Raw genomic sequence first — 19,801 nt, forward strand, 5'->3', positions numbered from 1 at the left:
GTGTCGATAAAATTGTAAACAAAAGTCTGCTTAAATCACAGTGCTTATTGTTTAATTCTTATCGATTGCTCTGCCGATTTATGCAAACTGACTTCAACCCACTTTGACGTTGGTGTATATGAAGCTTCACCAAAACTGTCTATTGGTATTAATGGGTTAGTTTCTGGGTAATAGGCCGCTAAATTTCCACAGGGTATCTGGTAAGGATACAGCTTAAATCCTGTGACTTTACGAACTTTACCATCTGGCCAATGCGAAGTGATATCGACCTGTTGACCTGATTCAAAACCCAGTGCTTGCATATCTTTTTCGTTAATAAAAATAACATCACGTTCGTTTTGAATGCCTCTGTACCTATCATTTAAACCATAAATGGTCGTATTGTATTGGTCGTGTGCCCGTAAGGTTTGCAAAACAAATTTATCGGTATTGAGATCTGGTAGTTGGCTAGCCAAAAAGTTAGCTTTTTTATTATCAGTGCGCCAGTTGAGTTCAGCCGCCGAGTTGCTTAGATGAAACCCGTGCGGTTGTTTGATTTGGTTTTCAAAATCGGCAAAACCTTCAATCACATGGCTTATTTCTTTGCGGATCAGTCGATAATCATCACGCCAAGCTAACCAATCTATATTTTTGTTCGTTAAAGTTGCTTGGGCAATATTTGCAATAATATCGGTTTCTGAGCGCAATTGTGGACTGATGGGTTCGCTGCGACCTATAGACGCGTGAACCATGCTAAAAGTATCTTCCACAGTGACCGCCTGTGGGCCGCTTTTTTGCTTATCTATTTCGGTGCGACCTAAACAGGGTAAAATTAACGCCTGCTGTCCCGGAGTCACATGGCTACGGTTTAGCTTGGTACTAATTTGCACCGTGAGCTGGGCATTTTTTAATGCGCTTTGCGTAAATTCAGTGTCGGGCGAAGCTGCGGCTATATTGCCACCTAGGCAAATTAATATTTTGCTGTGGCCACTCGCAAGCGCTTTTAGCGCAAAGTGCACATTATGGCCAGGCTGACGGGGCATACTCTGGTGGTATCTTTGTTCAAGTGCGTTTAATAAAGCCGCTGGAGGATTTTCGTTAATGCCCATAGTTCTATTGCCTTGCACATTACTATGACCACGGACAGGGCAGAGTCCAGCACCCGGTCGTCCAAGTTGCCCAGTGAGTAGGTGCAAATTAACAATTTCTCGAATGGTTGCCACCGAATGTTTATGCTGGGTGATGCCCATTGCCCAGCAGGTGATGACATTTTCGCCAGATAAAAATAAGTTAGCTGCATCTGCTATCTGATCTTTGTCGACACCGCTTTGTGCAATAATATCTTGCCAGTTGGTATTTTTTACTTGCGTAACAAACTCAGCAAACCCTGTGGTATTTTGTTCTATAAAGGCTTTGGCAATGGCATCTGGATGGGTTTCTAAAATCATCTTGTTAATACCGCGTAAAATTGCCATGTCCCCGCCTAGTTTAGGGGTTAAATATAAATGGCTAATGTTGGTCGATGACTTTGTTAAAATAGCAACAGGATCTTGTGGGCTGGTAAATTTTTCTAACGCCACTTCTTTTAAATTATTAAAGCTAATAATTTTAGCCCCGCGTTGAGCTGCTTTTTTTAAACTATTCAGCATGCGAGGGTGGTTGGTCCCAGGGTTTTGCCCTAATACAAAAATCCGGTCGGCGGCGTCAAAGTCTGCTAATGTTACTGTTCCTTTGCCCACCCCAATTGCTTGATTAAGCGCCAGGCCACTTGCTTCATGGCACAGGTTACTGCAATCAGGAAAGTTATTGGTACCAAATAAACGGCCAAATAGTTGATAAAGGTACGACACCTCATTGCTGGCCCGACCCGAGGTATATAACTCCAGCTGGTTAGCATCAGAGAGCGCATTGAGCTGTTTGGCGATTAATCCAAATGCATCCGACCAGCTAATGGGTTGGTAATGGTCGCTGTCTCTATCGTAAACCATAGGCTCAGCTAGTCGGCCTTGATATTCTAGCCAATAGTCACTTTGTTTGGCTAAATCAGAGACTGCATGCTGGGCAAAAAATTGTCTATCGATGGTTTTTTCGGTCGACTCCCACGCAATCGCTTTTGCACCATTTTCGCAAAACTTAAAATAACCATCTTTAGCGTCACCCCAAGCACATCCGGGGCAATCAAAACCTTTGTCTTTATTAACGCGCACAAGGTTTTTAATGTTTTCTTTACTGCGTTGACTTTGCAATAGGTGTTTTAACGTTGCTTGAATTGACGGTAAACCGCCGGCTTTATCAGGTTTTTGCATGGTTCAAATCCTGCCAGAGATAATAGTTTATCGTGTTTTGACGACCAATATGAATCAGATTCAGTTGATGTGCTGCGGCCATCTTAACCGCCATTTTTGACGGCGATGCTAAGCTAATTAAATTGCCATAACCGGATTTAATGGCCTTTTGCACTAACTCGCTGCTGCATCGGCTGGAGATTAAAACAGTTCGTGTAACTGGTGAGTTTTTAGCGAGTAACATAGCGCCGGTTACTTTATCCAGTGCATTGTGACGGCCGATATCCTGCTGAAAAAAATCGAACTCACCTTGTTTATTTACCACCGCAGCGGCGTGGATAGCAGCACCGTTGTGAGCGGCTTGATGGCGCTTAGAAAATTTGTCTCGCAAGCCGAGTAAAAGTGCTTGGTCGGGCGCAGGGGCTGGTTTTACTAAAGGCAATTTTGGAAAGGCATAAGTAAGTGCTTGCTTTCCGCATATGCCACATCCTGAAGTGCCTTTTAAGCTTCTCTTGGTTTGTTTAAAAGCCGAAAAACTGCGCTGACTTAGGGTCACTTGTAGTTCAATAAAATCACCGTCGCTGATCACTTCAAATTCATGTAAATCATATAGCCTGGTCAGTAAACCTTCATGGTATAAAAAGCCGATAGCAAAATTTTCTAGCTGAAATGGGCTGATCATCATTACAGCATAGTTAATGCCGTTGATCGTAATTGCAGCTGCAACTTCTTCGGTTAATTGGGCGAGAGACGGGTGGTCTGCTGACATATATTTTGCTTTACGCGATTATTAAATAACGAGTAAGACTAAAAGAGTATGCTCCCAGTCGCTAATTAATAATTTTTATCTTATGATAGGGCTTGTCTATCATAATTAACGAGGTTAATAACTTTTATCAATGAACCTTAAGCACCTAAATTATTTTTATCAACTCTCTATTCATCAGCATTATGGTAAAGCCGCAAAAGCATGTTTTATTACGCAACCGACATTATCGGCCTGTATTCATAGTTTAGAAAAAGAATTAGGGGTTGGTTTGGTCGTGCGAGATAAACATTTTATCGGTTTAACCGAAGAGGGATATCTACTCGCTAAGTTTGCAGAACAAACTTTAACTGCGCAGGCTTCTTTTTCTCAAGCATTAAGTTTATACCGGGGAGAGTTAAGTGGTCTCCTGAGAATCGCTGTGGTGCCACAATCCAGTACTGAAATCATCGAACATATAACAAATTTTAAATCACGCTATAAAAACGTAAAAATACGATTAAATGTGATGCAAAACAGTAGTGTTATTCAGCAACTAAAAGCGCATCAAATAGATTTGGCAGTTGCTTTTAGGCAGAGTTTTAGTGAAGAAAACTTGGCCGAATTTAATGTTCATTCGATAGGTGCAACCGAGATCGCATTGTTGGTGGCGAAAGATAAAAAACATGACTTTGCGGAGAACTCAAAGTGGACACTTGTTGACCTAAAAAAGACTCCGCTGGCTTTGTTAAGTCCAGAAATGCAATTTAGACAGACTTTAGACAAGCAGTTTGAAAGTTTTGGTATATACCCAAAAGTTGAGTTTGAAACGGACTCGTTATTTCATCTGGTTAGTGCAGTAACCAAAATGAAACTAGCCGCGATAGTATCATTAAATACCGCTAAAGTATTAGCGCAGGATCATCCGTTAATTTATTATAAATTAGATTGTCAGAGCTTGGGAGAAACGGCAATCTTTCACCGTAAAAAGCATGTTTCTCCCGTGATTGATAAATTTATTCAAACACTGCTCTAAAAATTATTTTATGTTTTTACGTAATGCTGCGGTGGCCGCTTTAACGTCTTGGGCACGAATACCGTCTAAAATCGTTTTATGTTCATCTACTAAGGTTTGCGATGTTTTTATACGTTGGTAATTCATGCGCATTCTTAAAACGATCGGATACCAGATATTAACCAAGTCTTCGCCGCCTGCTAGGCGAACCAAAAACTGGTGAAATTCGATATCGACTTTTGTCAATTCGGTATATTCTTCATTATCGAAATGAGATTGCATGCGTTCAATTATGCTATCCATCTCTTTTAAATGATTTTCAGTCATCTTGTCCATGACGTTTTTGATCGCAAATTCTTCAATTTTACGACGAATGTCAATTGACAGCTTTTGCATCTCGGCTGACAAAGGGCTACTAACAGATGAACCAATATTGTTTTTGCTAACCACTAAACCCTCTTTGGTTAACTTTAAAAGCACATCTCGGATTGGGCCTCGAGATACACCAAACCGTTCTGCTAATTGCTGTTCATTTAATTTTGTATTGGCCGCCAATTCACCAGAAATGATGTCAGAGCGCAATGCATCAGCAATTTGTTCCCGAACTGGAATAATTTTATTTGTTCTATTCATTTTAACAACCGATTATTAAGTTACTAACTGTTTGGCAAAAATCGAGCTGATAGTCCATTTAACTTGCCTCCCGCCCATCCAAGTTAAATATTCAGCCAATCTGACAAACCCGATATATCAAGACATTTTACTACAAAGATAAGCTTAAAACAGCTTTTTGTCTTAAAAACAGGCAATTGAGCGCCTATTTTTGGTCAAAATATAAGTTTAAAACTGTAATTTTATATTTAATATGTTGACTTAGTTTTAATACTATACTTTTATTTTGTAAATAATTAAAAAAAGATCAACTAAATGTTTGAAATGAATTGTTAACAATGTACAATGGTTTAAAAGCTTAGATTAGTTTAGGAATCAATCCCGTGAAAAGTGTAACTAAAACAGCGCCAGTTTCAGCTATATCTGAAGCCCAAGGCTCACTGATTAAATCAGTAAAAGCAGAATATTATCAAATCCCTTTAGCGGAAGTCTTAAGTGACGCTAAACACGGGGACCATACCCATTTTGAACTGGTTGTATGCCGAGTGCTCACGCACGATGGTTTCGAAGGCGTTGGCTATACCTATACAGGTGGCACAGGTGGCCGCGCCATTTATTCATTGATAGACGATGAATTTAAAACATTTTTAATTGGCCAAGACTCAGCAAGGGTTGAGTATATTTGGGAGAGCATGCTTTACAAGCTGCATTATATCGGCCGCGGCGGCTTATTGAGTTTTGCGATGTCAGCAATAGATATTGCATTGTGGGATATCCGTTGCAAGCGATTAAACCAACCCTTATGGAAAGTGGCCGGCGGGCAAAACAATCGCACGCGTTGTTATGCAGGCGGCATCGATCTTAATTTCAGCGAAGAAAAGCTCTTAAATAATATTCAAGGGTATCTAGATGCTGGGTTTAAAGGTGTGAAAATAAAAGTTGGTAAAACCGACTATCGCGAAGATGTTGCACGAGTTGCTGCCGTTCGAAAACTGATCGGTGATGATACTACTTTTATGGTTGATGCCAACTATTCATTAACGGTGGAAACCGCCATTCGTTTTTCTCGTGCAATCGATCAGTATGACATCAAATGGTTTGAAGAGCCGACGATCCCAGATGACTATTTAGGTTACGCTAGAATTGCAGAAGCCACTAACATCCCGATAGCTATGGGTGAAAATCTTCATACGGTATACGAATTTAATTATGCAGTGCAACAGGCCAAGTTGGGCTTTTTACAACCGGATGCATCAAATATCGGGGGCATCACAGGCTGGTTAAAGGTGGCTAATTTAGCTTACGTAAACAACTTACCTCTGTGTACCCATGGTATGCATGAGTTGCATGTGTCATTGATGTCTTCACAAGCCAATGCAGGTTATATGGAAGTGCATTCATTCCCAATCCATCAATATATCACAGAAAAATTTTCGCTAGACGCCGAAGGCTGTGCACTTGCACCCAATGTTGCCGGCACAGGGGTCGATTTCGATCAGGCTCTGATCGGAAAGTATTTAATTAAACAATCTTAAGGTGAAATAAAATGACCGCAGCACAATATATAGGTAACAAGTCTTTTACCATAGTACCAGGTACTGAGCAGCAACCGAAAGCGGATGAAGTAAAAGTAGCTGTGGGTTATGTGGGTATCTGTGGTACCGATATGCACATATATCACGGCGTAATGGACAAACGAGTTTCTATTCCACAAACCATTGGTCATGAAATGTCTGGCACCGTAGTTGAAGTGGGTGCAGATGTGACCAGTCACAAAGTGGGTGACCGAGTGGTGGTTAGGCCTTTAGACTGGTGTGGTGAGTGTCCAACATGCAATGCCGGCTTTACACATATTTGTCAAAACCTTAAATTTATGGGCATAGACACCCCAGGGGCATTCCAAAATTATTGGACAGTTAAAGCCCGTACATTGCACGATCTGCCGGATAATGTAAGTTTGAAACAAGGCGCGTTAATCGAGCCTTTATCAGTGGCGTGCCACGATATTTCCCGCTCTCGTTTAAAAGCCGGTGAAAAAGCAGTGGTTCTTGGTGGTGGTCCTATCGGCCAGTTAGTCGCAGCGGTTGCCAAAAGTGTTGGTGCCGAAGTATTGGTCTCTGAACCAAACGAAGCGCGTCGTGAATTTGCTGAAAAACAATTAGGTGTTAAAGCAGTTAACCCAATTGAGCAAGATTTGACAGCTTACGTCGATGAATGGACGGATACTAAAGGGGCAGATGTTGTTTTTGAAGTATCAGGTGTACAGCCAGCGATTGATGCAATGACTGCTATTGCCGCACGCCGTGGTCGTATTGTCATGGTCGCTATACATTCGCAAAAACCTCAAGTCGATCTTTTCCAATTTTTCTGGAAAGAATTAGAGCTGTTAGGCGCGCGTGTTTATGAGGCCGCTGACTTTGATATGGCCATTGAGTTAATTAGCTCGGGTAAAGTTGATGTTGACCCTTTTATTACGTCAGTGAGCAAACTTGATGAAATCGGTCAAGCTTTTGCCAATATGGACAATAATCCACAGGGTATGAAAGCATTAGTTTCTTGCAGTGACGAAGAATAAGGAATCTCCATGTTAGATAAATTTAGTTTAAAAGGTAAAGTTGCATTAGTAACAGGTTGTAGTCGTGGTATTGGTTTAGCGATGGCGGAAGCTTTAGCAGAAGCTGGCGCTGACGTGATTGGTGTTTCAGCAAGCTTAAAAAGTGAAGGTTCAGCGCCTGAAAAAGCAGTCACTGCTGCCGGACAAAAGTTCTCTGCATATCAGTGTGATTTTTCTGACCGCAAAAGTTTGTATGCATTTATTGAAAAAGTAAAAGCAGATCATCCTAAAATTGACATTTTAGTCAATAATGCAGGGAACATCTTACGTGACCCTGCGGTTCAGCACAGTGATGAATATTGGGATCAAATCATTGAAATTAACCTGAACTCTCAATTTATCTTAAGCCGTGAATTAGGTAAAGAGATGGTCGAGCGAGGTGAAGGTAAAATTATCTTTACCGCATCTTTGTTAACTTTCCAAGGTGGTATCACTGTACCAGGTTATGCAGCGAGTAAAGGTGCAATCGGCCAATTGACCAAGGCATTGGCAAACGAGTGGGCGAGCAAAGGTGTTAATGTTAATGCAATTGCCCCAGGTTATATTGCCACTGACAATACAGAAGCACTGCGTAATAACCCAGAACGAGCTAAATCTATTTTAGAACGTATTCCACAAGGCCGCTGGGGTGAACCTGAAGACTTTAAAGGTCCGACTGTATTTTTAGCATCAGAAGCTTCTAACTATATGAATGGCGCTGTTGTATTAGTTGACGGCGGTTGGATGGGGAGATAAAACCATGCAAATTCGTAACAATGTAAATTTCATCAATGGTGAATATGTTAAGTCAAGCTCGGCAGAAACCATTGATATCTTGTGCCCTAGCTCGGGTGAGCTAGTGGGCACTATCCCTGCGGGTAGCGTTGAAGATGCTCAGCAAGCATTAGAAATTGCACAAACCGCACAAAAAGGGTGGGCTAAACAAACGGCTCGTGAGCGCGCGACAGTACTGCGTAAATTTGCCGCGTTAATCCGCGAAAATACTGAGCAGTTAGCTGAAATCTTAGTAAAAGAGCAAGGCAAACTCATTGCTGTTGCCCGTATGGAAGTTGGTGCGACAGCAACCTTTATCGAATATGCTTGTGACAATGCACTGACATTGCAAGGCGATATCTTGCCATCTGATAACCCGAACGAAAAAATCTTTATTCATAAAGTACCTCGTGGCGTTGTGGTTGCTATTACTGCGTGGAACTTTCCGCTGGCATTAGCCGGTAGAAAAATAGGTCCTGCGTTAATTACTGGGAACAGCATTGTTGTTAAACCAACTCAAGAAACCCCATTAGCAACAATGGAATTAGGCCGCTTAGCAAATGAAGCAGGCATTCCAGCGGGTGTTTTAAACATTGTTAATGGCACAGGTTCAGTGGTTGGTCAAACCTTATGCGAAAGCCCAATTACTAAGCTAATTACTATGACGGGCAGTACAAGAGCCGGTAAGATCATCTATAAAACCAGCGCGGAACACCTAACCCCAACCATGTTGGAGCTTGGTGGTAAAGCCCCTATGGTGGTGATGGAAGATGCAGATTTAGACAAAGCAGTTGATGATGCTGTGGTCACTCGCTATTTAAACTGTGGTCAAGTCTGTACTTGTGCTGAGCGCTTATATGTACATGAATCTGTTTATGATGAGTTCATCGAAAAATTTGTACCAAAAGTTAAAGCGCTAAAAGTTGGTGATCCAATGGATCCCTCTGTTGATATGGGACCGAAAGTCAATAAAACAGAGATAGAAAACATCGAAAATATCCTTCGTGAAGGTCTTGAGCAAGGCGGTAAACTTATTCTTGGTGGTCAACAAGCCAAAGTTGCTGGATTCGAAGGTGGTAACTGGTTTGAACCAACCATTGTTGCGGATGTTGCGCAAGACAATGTTTTGGTTCACGAAGAAACATTTGGCCCTATTTTACCTATTGTAAAAATCAGCAGTATAGAGCAAGCCATTGAATATACTAATGATAGTGAATACGGTTTATCTGCTTATTTGTATACTGAAAATTTACGCTATATCCATAAAGCGATTGCTGAAATGGAAGTCGGTGAGGTATATGTTAACCGCGGCATAGGTGAGCAACACCAAGGCTTCCACAATGGCTGGAAACAAAGTGGATTTGGCGGCGAAGACGGCAAATATGGTTTAGAACAGTATGTTGAAAAGAAAACCGTCTATTTTAGTGAAAACTACTGATCGTTTTTAGTAAATAAAATCTAGTCGTGTATCAAGCCCACCTAGTTGTGGGCTTTTTTTTAGCTGTTGTTAAATTATTTTTGTGTTATCTTTTAAAAGATATGATGTTTTGGTTTTGAGGTTGCATATGAAAACTCTGTATAAAACTTTTTTGTTTGCCTTAGCTGTTTTGTCTATGCCAGTTGCGGCAGTTACAAAAGTGACGTTTGCCACAGGCGTGTCAGGAAATATAAAAGAACAATACGAATATAATGTTGTAAAGCTAGCGTTAGACTATTCAAAAGATAGGTACGGGGATTATGAGTTGAGTATCCGGCCTGGAGATGATGTCCCTAGTTATACGAGATTAAGGATTGAAGCAGAGAACAATGATTATACTAACATGGTTTATAAAGACTCAGTTTCTAATGATCTCGTTGAGCGTTTAAAGCCAGTACCTTTTCCTGTGGAGTTAGGGGTTTCCAGCTATCGTGTTGGTCTGACGTCTGTCGAAAAAAAAGCTAAATTACAAAATATTGCTTCGCGAAGTCAGGCAAGTGAGTTAAAAATTATTCAGGGTCGTGGTTGGTTAGATGGTGACATTTTGCGTTCACAAGGGTTTACCGTTGTTGAAGGGCGTTATATAGAAGGATTATTTTATATGGCTGCTAACGGCCGAGGTGATCTTTTCCCACTCGGCGCGCATGAATTAAAACGAGAATTGGATAAATTTTCTTATATTGATGGTCTGACCTACGACACTGAAATTTGTATATATTATCCGTTACCAAAGTTTTTATTTACTAATAAAAACAATACTGCACTAGCAGATCGACTTGAGTATGGTTTAAAAGCAGCGTTTGAAAGTGGTTCTTTAACCCACTTATGGAAAAAATTCTTTTATGAGCGGCTACAGTTTGCCGATCTTAAAAATCGTAAAATATTCCGTTTTCAGAACCCACACCTGAGTAAAATTGACCCCTCGTACGAAGCTTACATAATAGATCCGAATATTTTATAAACATTCATACGGTTTAAAGCAGTTTTAAAAAGGGCTAATTAGCCCTTTTTTTATGACCATTTACTGAGGGGAAAAACTCTATTTGAAAAGGGGTGTTCACTTATGATTTTTGTTTATTGTATGCAATTTTGGTTTATTATTTTGTTTTAAGAGGTTTTTATTTGATTTTTAATTTTTTATTAAAAAGTTTAAATCGATGTTTTTTAAACAAAAATAAATATTTTAAACAAATTGAATACAATTAATTGCAATTGCATATTGTTGACATTATTATGTTAATGGTTTGTGGTTGCTGTTGCGGTTAACCATAATTTAAGCCTGGCTTGGAACAAGGTTTAACCAGCCAGACGTATCATTAACGGAGATCATAATGTCAGTATTGAATGCTCAATTTAGATTAAATACTCTGTCGTTGGCGGTTTTGACCAGTATGAGCATGCACACAGTTGCAGCCGAGGCGCCAGAAGACGAAGAAAAAGCCGAAGACGTTGAAGTCATTGAAATTCAGGGTTTTCGTGGCAGTTTGGCAAAATCCATTAACGATAAGCGATACTCTAAAAATATCGCTGATACCATTAACGCCGAAGATATAGGTAAAAATACTGACCAGAATATCGCAGATGCGTTAGGGCGAGTGACTGGGGTGTCTATTGTTAGTCGTGATGGTGAAGGCTCACAGATTACTGTTCGTGGTGCCACCTCACAGCAAAACAATATTTCAATTAATGGTCAGAAAATGACCACTACCGATTTCAGTCAAGCAGTGGATTTAAGCACTTTTTCGTCGGACATATTATCGCGCTTAGAAGTTGTTAAAACGCCCAGTGCAGATCATGACGAAGGTTCATTAGGTGGCAGTGTAAACCTGGTAACTGTAAAACCTTTAGACATTCCTTACAAGATAAAAAACATGAGTTTGCAAGGTCGTTATAACGATTTTGCTGATGAGACGGATTATAAATTACAATTTTCGGTTTCAGAAAAGTTTTTACAAGACACTTTGGGCGTTGTGTTAACGGCTTATAGCGAAACCAATACAACTCGCCGTGACCAATACAGAGCTGAAAACTTTGTAGCTTCTGAAACTCATGCAGTGGCGTCTGACCTTGATGGAAATCTCCTGTCGAATGTACGAGCAATTGAACCACAAACGACCATGTACGAGCTAAACCAGTCTGATACTGACCGCAAAGGCTTGACGTTAGGTGTGCAATGGTTGCCGACCGACAATAGCCAACTAACTTTTGATCTGACTTATACCAAGCAGACAAAAGAAACAATGTATGATGCGGTGTTAACGCGTAAAACAGGGGCTAACCAATCAAATAATGTTGAAGGCGAAGCCCCCCTTAGTAATTATTCTAACTTAATTGCAGATTCAACAGATCCTCAAGCCGACTGGTATGTGATAGATGCACAAACCAATACTTTTGTTAAAAAATTAGATCGATACGGGGCTGGTGATATTCGCCGCTCAGAAGGGGGCACAGATCAAGAAAACCTGAATATCTCAATTAAATACGATATCGACTTGACCGATGATCTGAGAATGGGTGTACAAGTAGGGCATTCAAATAGCCAGTCGAGTAACTTGCCAAATGCCTGGACGGCGATGCAAAACTACCAGCAAGTTGCGTCTCCTCTATTATTTGATGTGCCACTAGATGAATTGCAGCCAGTGGGTTTTGATTGTACCTCGGGTCGTTGCGAAATGGTCACTGGTGATCAATTTATTGGTTTAGGTGAGCACACCGACAATTATACAGATGAAAACGGTGAGTTACAGGCGGGCTGGAATGACAATACTAATGTGGTAACTGGTTACAACCCTGCAGATTTAGAGTCGTACCATCTTGGGTTTATTTCGGTGAATGACACCGAAGTTGAAGATACTTTAAACAATGTTCAAGTCGATTTTGATTATTATCTAGATTTTGGTCCTATCACCTCAATCGAATTTGGTGGTAAATTAAGTCAACGCGAAAAGTTTGTTGATAACCAGCAATATACATTTACCTCATCAACTCAAACCGAAGTGATCACCGACGATTTTGGCAATACTATTGTATTACCTAGTGGCCCTCTGTCTGGTATTCGTGGTTCTATGATTGCGGATGAAAGTGGTTTAGCTTACGACGATTTTATGGAGTCATTAGGTTATGGGCGCAGCCCAGCAACTCAAGGTTGGACGCCAATTGATGTTATCGAAGCGCGTGATCTAGTTTTAGACAACGAAAACACAGTCCCGAATGTTGATAATACTAAAACCCGGAATACAGATCTTGATACTCAGGCAGTTTATTTTAAAACAAACTTTGAGTTGATGGACGGGCGTTTAACCGGTGACATTGGCGTGCGCTATGTTAAAACAGAGGTTGAAACAACGGGTTATGCCGGCGCTAATTTTTGGTCGCACAGTGACTTCAACTTAGAGCGCGAATATGACCATGTAAAACTACGAGAATTAAGAGACACCTCATTGCCTGAGTGTCGCCCACTGAGTTCAGATGACCCTTTAGGTTACACTAAAAAGTTTGAACGGGTTGATGGTTTAGGTTGGGATACTTCATCAGGCCCCGATCCTTCAAACTGGACACGTATTGCCGATCAAGGGGCTTGTCACGATCCAGCTTATGCCGAGTGGTATAGCTTAGTAACAGACAATGTGCCTAACACAGAGCAGGAATTGCCTGCTATCGCGTGGGATTCAATGTGGCGTTATGCGGACGTTTCGACTTCGCATATTTATGGTTGGGACAGCGATGTTATCAATTGGGATGGTTCAACACCGGGTGAACGTGATTATGTTGGCTTTTTACCTGAAACTGTCACGAACCAAAGAACAAAATCTACGCCAGCAGCGGGTACTCACAGTTATAGCAACGTATTACCCAGCTTAAACCTGAACTATGCATTTTCAGACGAATTTGTTGGTCGCTTTGCAATTTCAAAAACCATGACTCGACCTGAAATTGATCAACTAAGACCAGGATTTGCTTTACGTGAAGGCGGCTACTGGGGTGGGGGCAGTTCGTTCTACGGTAGTGAAGTAGATATGTTTAACACTCAGTTAGAGCCATTAGAATCTAACAACTTAGACTTGTCACTTGAGTGGTACTTTAATCCAACGTCTATGTTAAGTGTGGCTTTATTCCACAAAGACATGAAAAACTTTACTGACATCAGTACCGAAATAACCTACTTGCAAGATCTGCGCGAATTTGAAGGTACGATTGATGCCTCTACTATCACTATGCTGGCTGATGACGCTTTGCCTGATAGTGGTTTAGAAGGCTGTATGCCGGTACGTTCCACTGCGGATACTTTCAGAAACGTAAATGATCCTCTGGTATTAAGTAATGACTTAAAAGATCTGTGCCAGCAATTTCAAATCAATAAAGTGGTCAACGGTAAAGGCGCAAAAATCACAGGTTTAGAATTTGGTTATTCGCAGACGTATGATTTTCTACCAGGATTTTTAAGTGGTTTGGGCATGTCAGCTAACTATACCTATCAAGATAGTGAATATGACGCTGATAATTCTGCAGTCACTGGCAAACCGTTACCACAATACCCAGTGGCCGATACCCCTGAGCATACTTATAACTTGACGACTTTCTGGGAGCAAGATGGCCACCAAGTCAGGTTAAGTTATCGTGGTTCATCTGACTCTTTGGTTGGCACTGACTGGAATACTGGTTTTAGAGGGCGAACTTGGAATCAAGGTTCAATTTGGAACGAGGGGCGTGATAGTTTAGATCTGTCTATGTCATACAAGATGAATGAACAAATCAGCTTCACTTTCCAAGCGGTGAATCTAACAGATGAGGCGTACCGAACTTACTTCACAAGCCGAACTTTAGAAGTTGAACGCGTCTATGCAGACAATGAATTGGGTTACGATTTTGTCGCATTTGAAGAAGGCAACCCACTTGAAGGGGATGCGCCTAAATCCCGAACATACACCGAATATAAAGTGGGCACCACTTATCGTTTTGGTATGCGCGTTAACTTCTAATTAAATAAAATCGCTGGCAGTGATTAAGGTGCCAGCGAGTATAGATTATAGGATGTTTTGTTATGAAATTATTTAAACAGTCTCTGTTGGTTGCCGCCATTCTTGCAGGTTTATCGGCTTGTTCAGAAGAAGATTATTCACCGCAAGAAAAGCTTAACGAGAATGCCCCAAGCCACGGCGGTAATATCAATGTTACCGTTAGTGAAAACGACGACTTTCAGTTTTTGTATATGTTAGGTACGCCAACTGGTGCCAAATCGGGCGATGGGGTGGCTGTTGATCTAGATGGGAATACTTTAAGTGTGAGTGACGTAGAAGTGGTTGCTGATGATGCCACAGGGATAGAATTGGGGGACTTAAAAGTCGGCGTTCGTCCGCAGCTTTTAAAAGACCAGTTAGATACTGGTGATACCCGTACTGTGACTATTAACTACAAAGTGACAGACGGCAGTAATGAGGTTGATCGAAGCATGATCATTAATATAGAAGGGGTTGATTATGCGCCAGAAGTACAAGGTGATTTAACCGCAAACTTCACCAAAGATTCAGCTTCGGCAGAAGTGGATCTCTTGGCGAGCGCCAGTGATGCAGACGGTGAAGTATTAACTGTGGCTAACTTAGTTGCCGATGCGAACAACCCCTTCGAGCTGCCAGTAACGGTAACTGATGGCATTTTAACGGTCGATATTGTCTCAGTTAAAGATCAGATCCCAGATGGGAGCAAGCTGACCTTTAATTACACCTATGATGTGAAAGATCATAATCACAATATTGCTCGTGCGCTATCTATCAATATACTCGGGGTTAAAGATGTTGCCGGTGCCCCTTTATTTGCGGAATATTTTTTAACCGCAGAGGTCAATGAAACCGATAATGCAACCACTTATGATTTGATCCAAGGGGCAGTTGACCGCGAAGGCGATGTTATTGTGGTAAAAGACCTTAAACTTGATGGTTCAAATGAATTACCTTTTGCGGCTGAGTTAAAGGGTACGGATTTGAAATTTTACCCAACCGCTTATCTAACCGAGATCCAAGCCGGTAAATCTAAAACCCTTGAATTTAGCTACAAAGTGGCCGACGAAAATGGTAACGAATCTGATGGCGAGCGTACATTAACTATAAAAGTAAATGGTGTTGAGTCGAATTTGGTTGCATTATCCGGTGCTAAGCCCGGCTTTGAGGGATTAGCTGAAGGTGCCATGACAACAAGTTCAGGTTGGTCTAAGTTTGGCTGGGAAAATACCACTCAACCTATGGTCTCAAAAGCCTCTGCTCACTCGGGTGAAAATGGCATTTATTTAGATAAAGGTGTGGGTTTGAATTTAAACTGGAGCGCGCAAGCCGATCGAGTTTATTATTATTCAAGTTGGTTTAAAACAGACGTGCATACAGCGCACTCGGTTTGGCATAATGTGCTGGCTCAAGGTGCTAACTGGTGGGTAGGTGGCACGCGTCCTTGGACTGCCGACTCGTCAAAATGGACCGAAACCAACAAAGTATTTCATACCTTTGACGGTGGCATCGCTCTCTATCCAAATGCATCGATGCAAATTTTTAACGGTCCAGCCGCCTCAAACTCAGATACAGGCGCTCATGTAGATGATATACGCATTGTTGATGTAACCGAGTTGGATGCACAACTGAACAACTTGTTGGCAAATGAAGCTGGCCAGTTTGAAGGGGGTGATCTGCCTCAGAATAATGGCGAAGGTAATATCCAGCTAACAGATGATTCGGCTTATATCAGCTCGGGTCAACAGGCATTATCTGTCGACACGGCACAAAAAGCTGGTTATTCGGTTGATGTTATTTTACCTGTTAAAGCGGGCGCGATAAAAGCTGGCGGCCGCTACATGGTTCAGTTAGATATTCAAGCAACTAACGCGGCTGAAAATGTTAGCCATAATGCGTTTGAGGTAAGCTTACAAACTGCAAATGGCAATGTATTGGCATTTGGTCAAGTTTGGGGCAATGTTAAAAACGATGCCGTGCGTTTAGTTTTAAATACTGAAACGGCAACAGGGACACCCGATTGGCAAACCGAGGATGTGAACCTACGTTTATTGTTTAAACTAGAAAACACCCAATTTTACGTTGATGATGTCGCAATTTTTGCGATCCCTTAGGCATTAACTAAAATAGGACTACTGATGAATAAAGCCCAGTTTTGCTGGGCTTTATTGCTTTTATTTCGCGTTTTATAAAATCTTCTGGAGCTTGTTGTGGTCACTAAAATAAAAAACATAACTATTGTCGGTGGCGGCACCGCCGGATGGTTAACTGCCGGTATTTTGGCTGCTCGTTTGCGCACTCGCATACAGCAAGGTGATTTAACTATCACTCTCTGCGAATCGCCAAATGTGCCAATCATCGGGGTCGGCGAGGGTACTTGGCCAACAATGCCTGCCTCTTTGAAAAGCATGGGCATTGCTGAGAGTGATTTTATTAAAGCCTGTGACGCCTCTTTTAAACAAGGGTCTAAATTTGTTCATTGGGGCTGTGACGACGAACAAAAATCAGATTTTTATTATCATCCGTTTGATGTGCCAGTCGCTGCAATGGAGGGCCTCTTGCCAGAATATTGGCTTCAACACCCCAGCCTTGGTCCAATTGCAGACGCCTTTTCCGTGCAGCAGGCGTTATGTGAAGCCAACCTAGCACCTAAGTTGATAACAGATGGAGAATATAAAAAAATTGCCAATTATGGCTATCATTTGGATGCAGGTAAATTTGCGGAGTTTTTAAAAAATCATTGCATGCAAAAACTGGCGGTGAAACATCAGTTGGCGGATGTGGTTGACGTTAACTTGGACCAGCAAGGGTTTATCCAGTCGCTTAGGCTAGCCGACCAAGCCGATTTAGAGGCTGATTTTTTTATCGATTGCACAGGGTTTAAATCCATTTTATTAGGGCAAGCTTTGGCAGTGCCTTTTAAACCCGCTAAGGATATTTTATTCGCTGATACGGCGATTGCAACCCAAGTGCCTTATCATAGTGATTCGGCTGAGATTAAACCCTATACCCAGTCAACAGCACAAGAAGCGGGCTGGGTGTGGGATATAGGCTTGCCGACACGTCGTGGTGTCGGTTATGTCTTTGCCAGTCAATATTCCAGCGAAGCGCAAGCCAAGCAGGTATTGGCAAACTATATAAAAAGCACTGGGGGGGATCCTGCGCGGCTTAACTATCGCACCATCAATTTTACCGCAGGTCACCGCGAAAAATTTTGGGCAAAAAATTGTGTTGCTGTGGGTTTATCGGCCGGCTTTTTAGAACCCCTTGAAGCCTCTGCTTTGGTCATGGTGGAACTATCCGCAATGATGATTGCTGAGCAATTGCCTGCTGTGCGTGAAACCTTGCATATTGCCGAACAAAGATTCAATCAAAAGTTTGCTTATCGCTGGCAAAGGGCGATAGATTTTTTAAAACTCCATTACCTTTTAAGTCAACGGCAAAGTCCCTTTTGGCAGGCCAATCGGCAGCAATCTTCAGTGCCCGAGAGTTTACAAGCGTTAATGCAATTGTGGCGATATCAGGTGCCTAAAGTATCTGATTTTGAAGCCACTGGTGAGTTGTTCCAAGCTGCGAGTTTTCAGTTTGTTTTATATGGTAGCGGCTTTAAAACAGATCTTATGGTTCACCTGTCTGCGGCAGAAAAGGAGTTTATGCAGCATCAAGCGTTAAAAAATAAACATAATGTTGATAATTTATTAAAACAAGTGCCATCAAACCGTGATTTAATTAATAAAATCAGGCAATATGGGCTTACTAAAAGCTAATAACTCAACATAAAACCAGCAAGAGATTAGAAAAACATGCAAAAACCAAATCTAGAATTATTAGACAAAGAAAAGCATAAAAGTTTAAAAATTGATACGTCCAACATGGACCTCGAAATCAATCGAGCCAATGCTGCATTTGTGGTGGTAAACGAGCTAAGCACTATATGCCATGAGTATCCTGTTTTTATCAGCAAAAACCCACGCACAGGGCAGTTTCAGCTTACCGCGGTTTTAGGGTTTGAAAGTGGTCAAAACTTATATTTACAAAATGGAAAGTGGGACGCGACCTATTTACCATTAGATATTTTACGCCGTCCGTTTCAAGCTATGGTTGATGACGAGGATACTTCATCAGGTCGCATCGCCTTAGATGTTGATAGCGAAATGGTAAGAACTCAGCGCGGACAGGCCTTGTTTGATGAAAACGGAGACGCTAGCCCATATTTACAGCGTATTCAACAAACATTTTCTCAGTTGATGGCTGGTGCAAACCGTAGTCAGGAAATTCTTAAACAAGCCGATGAAATGGAGTTACTGGAACAAGTCACTGTGTCTATGGATAAAAAGGATGGCGAAAAAGTGACCCTGAATGGTCTTTATGCGTTTAAGCAAGAGGCGATTGCTGAGCTTACCGGTGAGGCACTTGAAAAAGCTCATAAAAGCGGTATTTTACAAGTTTGCCATTTGGTTTTATGTTCAGGTGTTCATTTGCAAAAACTTGTTAATTGGGCTGATCAGTTAGATCAATAAACAGGTTGGCTGTTAGTCGCCCTTGTTTAATACTGTTGCGGACATTTAACGCAACATTATCTATATAGGGCGAATGCAACAATCCTCCCGGGTAAACGACCGCCCGGTTTTCCTGCCAAGGCACCACGCCCATTAATTCAAACATATCGCTCGAGTCACTGAAGTACTTCTGTTCAAACATGCCGTGCGTTTGCACATGCCCATTGATGGCATTGATATAGTCCTTGACATTGTTTTGATTGACAACTTCGATGCCGCTTTGCCGGTTGCGATAAAAAGCAGTACCTGAAAATTCGCCAAAATTTAAGTAGTGTGTCATTGCAAAATACCGTGGCAGCTTGCTGTCATAGTGAGGAATACATTGTTCCGGTAACAAGGCTGATTCATCGCGTGTTAATAATGAAAACACACTGGGTTTTATCAAACCCGAAACGGTCCCATCAATTTTGTACACCTGTTTTATCAGTTGGATGAAAAATGTGTTTAAGGTATCCAGATACGCTTGCGGTAGTTGGGCACGCCGGCCTGGATAATAACTGTTTTTTTCTGCTTCAAATTGCGCTCGTGTTTGCGCAAATTCACGCAGTGGATGGCAGTCGGCTAAGAGTTCATCAATGATGATCACAGGCGTTTTTTGTTCGCCAATATGGCTTAATTTTATTTTGCAGTGTTTATTCAAATGGATCATTTTTGTTGCTTTGGTTGTTCTTTTTAATGTGAGTCGCCGAAGTTACTCAGCGTTAAATTAAGTTTTTCAGGTTAAAGTATAAAACAGACTCATCAAAAGTAAATTATGGAGCTTATTTG

General features: G+C 41.5%; 14 protein-coding genes. 10 read left to right on the forward strand and 4 right to left on the reverse strand.

Features of this window, described 5'->3' with window-relative positions; translation table 11 throughout:
• Window positions 1-44 precede the first annotated feature (44 nt).
• Window positions 45-2,285: an FdhF/YdeP family oxidoreductase gene (locus tag C727_RS0115565; protein WP_017446579.1), complete on the reverse strand. Its 2,241-nt coding sequence runs from the start codon at window positions 2,283-2,285 to the stop codon at window positions 45-47.
• Window positions 2,272-3,033, reverse strand: coding sequence for a formate dehydrogenase accessory sulfurtransferase FdhD (fdhD, locus tag C727_RS0115570; RefSeq protein ID WP_017446580.1), 762 nt, complete (start codon window positions 3,031-3,033; stop codon window positions 2,272-2,274). Before fdhD ends, C727_RS0115565 begins: the two co-directional genes overlap by 14 nt.
• Before the next feature lie 130 nt (window positions 3,034-3,163).
• On the opposite strand from fdhD, the gene C727_RS0115575 reads away from it, so the two are divergent.
• Entirely contained in the window at window positions 3,164-4,045 is an 882-nt protein-coding gene (locus C727_RS0115575; protein ID WP_017446581.1) for a LysR family transcriptional regulator, read from the forward strand.
• Between the two features lie 3 nt (window positions 4,046-4,048).
• On the opposite strand, the gene C727_RS0115580 is transcribed toward C727_RS0115575, so the two are convergent.
• On the reverse strand, window positions 4,049-4,657 hold the full coding sequence (locus C727_RS0115580; protein WP_017446582.1) for a GntR family transcriptional regulator: 609 nt from the start codon (window positions 4,655-4,657) through the stop codon (window positions 4,049-4,051).
• Between the two features lie 362 nt (window positions 4,658-5,019).
• Here C727_RS0115580 and C727_RS0115585 point away from each other — a divergent pair, with 362 nt between their 5' ends.
• The 9 genes from C727_RS0115585 to C727_RS0115630 all read left to right on the forward strand — a co-directional run bounded on the left by C727_RS0115585 (window position 5,020) and on the right by C727_RS0115630 (window position 18,994).
• Window positions 5,020-6,171, forward strand: a complete 1,152-nt coding sequence (locus C727_RS0115585) for a mandelate racemase/muconate lactonizing enzyme family protein (protein WP_017446583.1) — start codon at window positions 5,020-5,022, stop codon at window positions 6,169-6,171.
• Between the two features lie 11 nt (window positions 6,172-6,182).
• On the forward strand, window positions 6,183-7,211 hold the full coding sequence (locus tag C727_RS0115590; RefSeq protein WP_017446584.1) for a zinc-dependent alcohol dehydrogenase: 1,029 nt from the start codon (window positions 6,183-6,185) through the stop codon (window positions 7,209-7,211).
• Between the two features lie 9 nt (window positions 7,212-7,220).
• On the forward strand, window positions 7,221-7,985 hold the full coding sequence (locus C727_RS0115595) for an SDR family oxidoreductase (RefSeq protein ID WP_017446585.1): 765 nt from the start codon (window positions 7,221-7,223) through the stop codon (window positions 7,983-7,985).
• 4 nt (window positions 7,986-7,989) lie between these two features.
• Window positions 7,990-9,441 (forward strand): aldehyde dehydrogenase, encoded by a 1,452-nt coding sequence (gene aldA / locus C727_RS0115600; RefSeq protein ID WP_017446586.1) that lies wholly within the window; start codon window positions 7,990-7,992, stop codon window positions 9,439-9,441.
• A 127-nt stretch (window positions 9,442-9,568) separates the two neighbouring features.
• On the forward strand, window positions 9,569-10,441 hold the full coding sequence (locus tag C727_RS0115605; protein ID WP_017446587.1) for a hypothetical protein: 873 nt from the start codon (window positions 9,569-9,571) through the stop codon (window positions 10,439-10,441).
• Window positions 10,442-10,811: 370 nt separating this feature from the next.
• A complete protein-coding gene (locus tag C727_RS0115615; RefSeq protein ID WP_017446589.1) occupies window positions 10,812-14,459 on the forward strand; it encodes a TonB-dependent receptor in 3,648 nt (1,215 codons plus the stop codon).
• A gap of 62 nt (window positions 14,460-14,521) precedes the next feature.
• A complete protein-coding gene (locus C727_RS0115620; RefSeq protein WP_017446590.1) occupies window positions 14,522-16,588 on the forward strand; it encodes a hypothetical protein in 2,067 nt (688 codons plus the stop codon).
• Between the two features lie 96 nt (window positions 16,589-16,684).
• Window positions 16,685-18,241: a tryptophan halogenase family protein gene (locus C727_RS0115625; RefSeq protein WP_017446591.1), complete on the forward strand. Its 1,557-nt coding sequence runs from the start codon at window positions 16,685-16,687 to the stop codon at window positions 18,239-18,241.
• A gap of 36 nt (window positions 18,242-18,277) precedes the next feature.
• Window positions 18,278-18,994 carry a SapC family protein gene (locus C727_RS0115630; RefSeq protein WP_017446592.1) on the forward strand — a complete coding sequence of 239 codons (717 nt, stop codon included), beginning with the start codon at window positions 18,278-18,280 and terminating at the stop codon, window positions 18,992-18,994.
• Here the strand turns inward: C727_RS0115630 and C727_RS0115635 are convergent.
• Window positions 18,966-19,682 carry a DUF6445 family protein gene (locus C727_RS0115635; RefSeq protein ID WP_017446593.1) on the reverse strand — a complete coding sequence of 239 codons (717 nt, stop codon included), beginning with the start codon at window positions 19,680-19,682 and terminating at the stop codon, window positions 18,966-18,968. The genes C727_RS0115630 and C727_RS0115635 overlap by 29 nt on opposite strands.
• Between the last annotated feature and the right edge of the window lie 119 nt (window positions 19,683-19,801).

Origin of the sequence: Gayadomonas joobiniege G7, from assembly GCF_000300815.1 — a bacterium.
In the GTDB taxonomy this organism is placed as follows: Bacteria; Pseudomonadota; Gammaproteobacteria; order Enterobacterales; family Alteromonadaceae; genus Catenovulum; species Catenovulum joobiniege.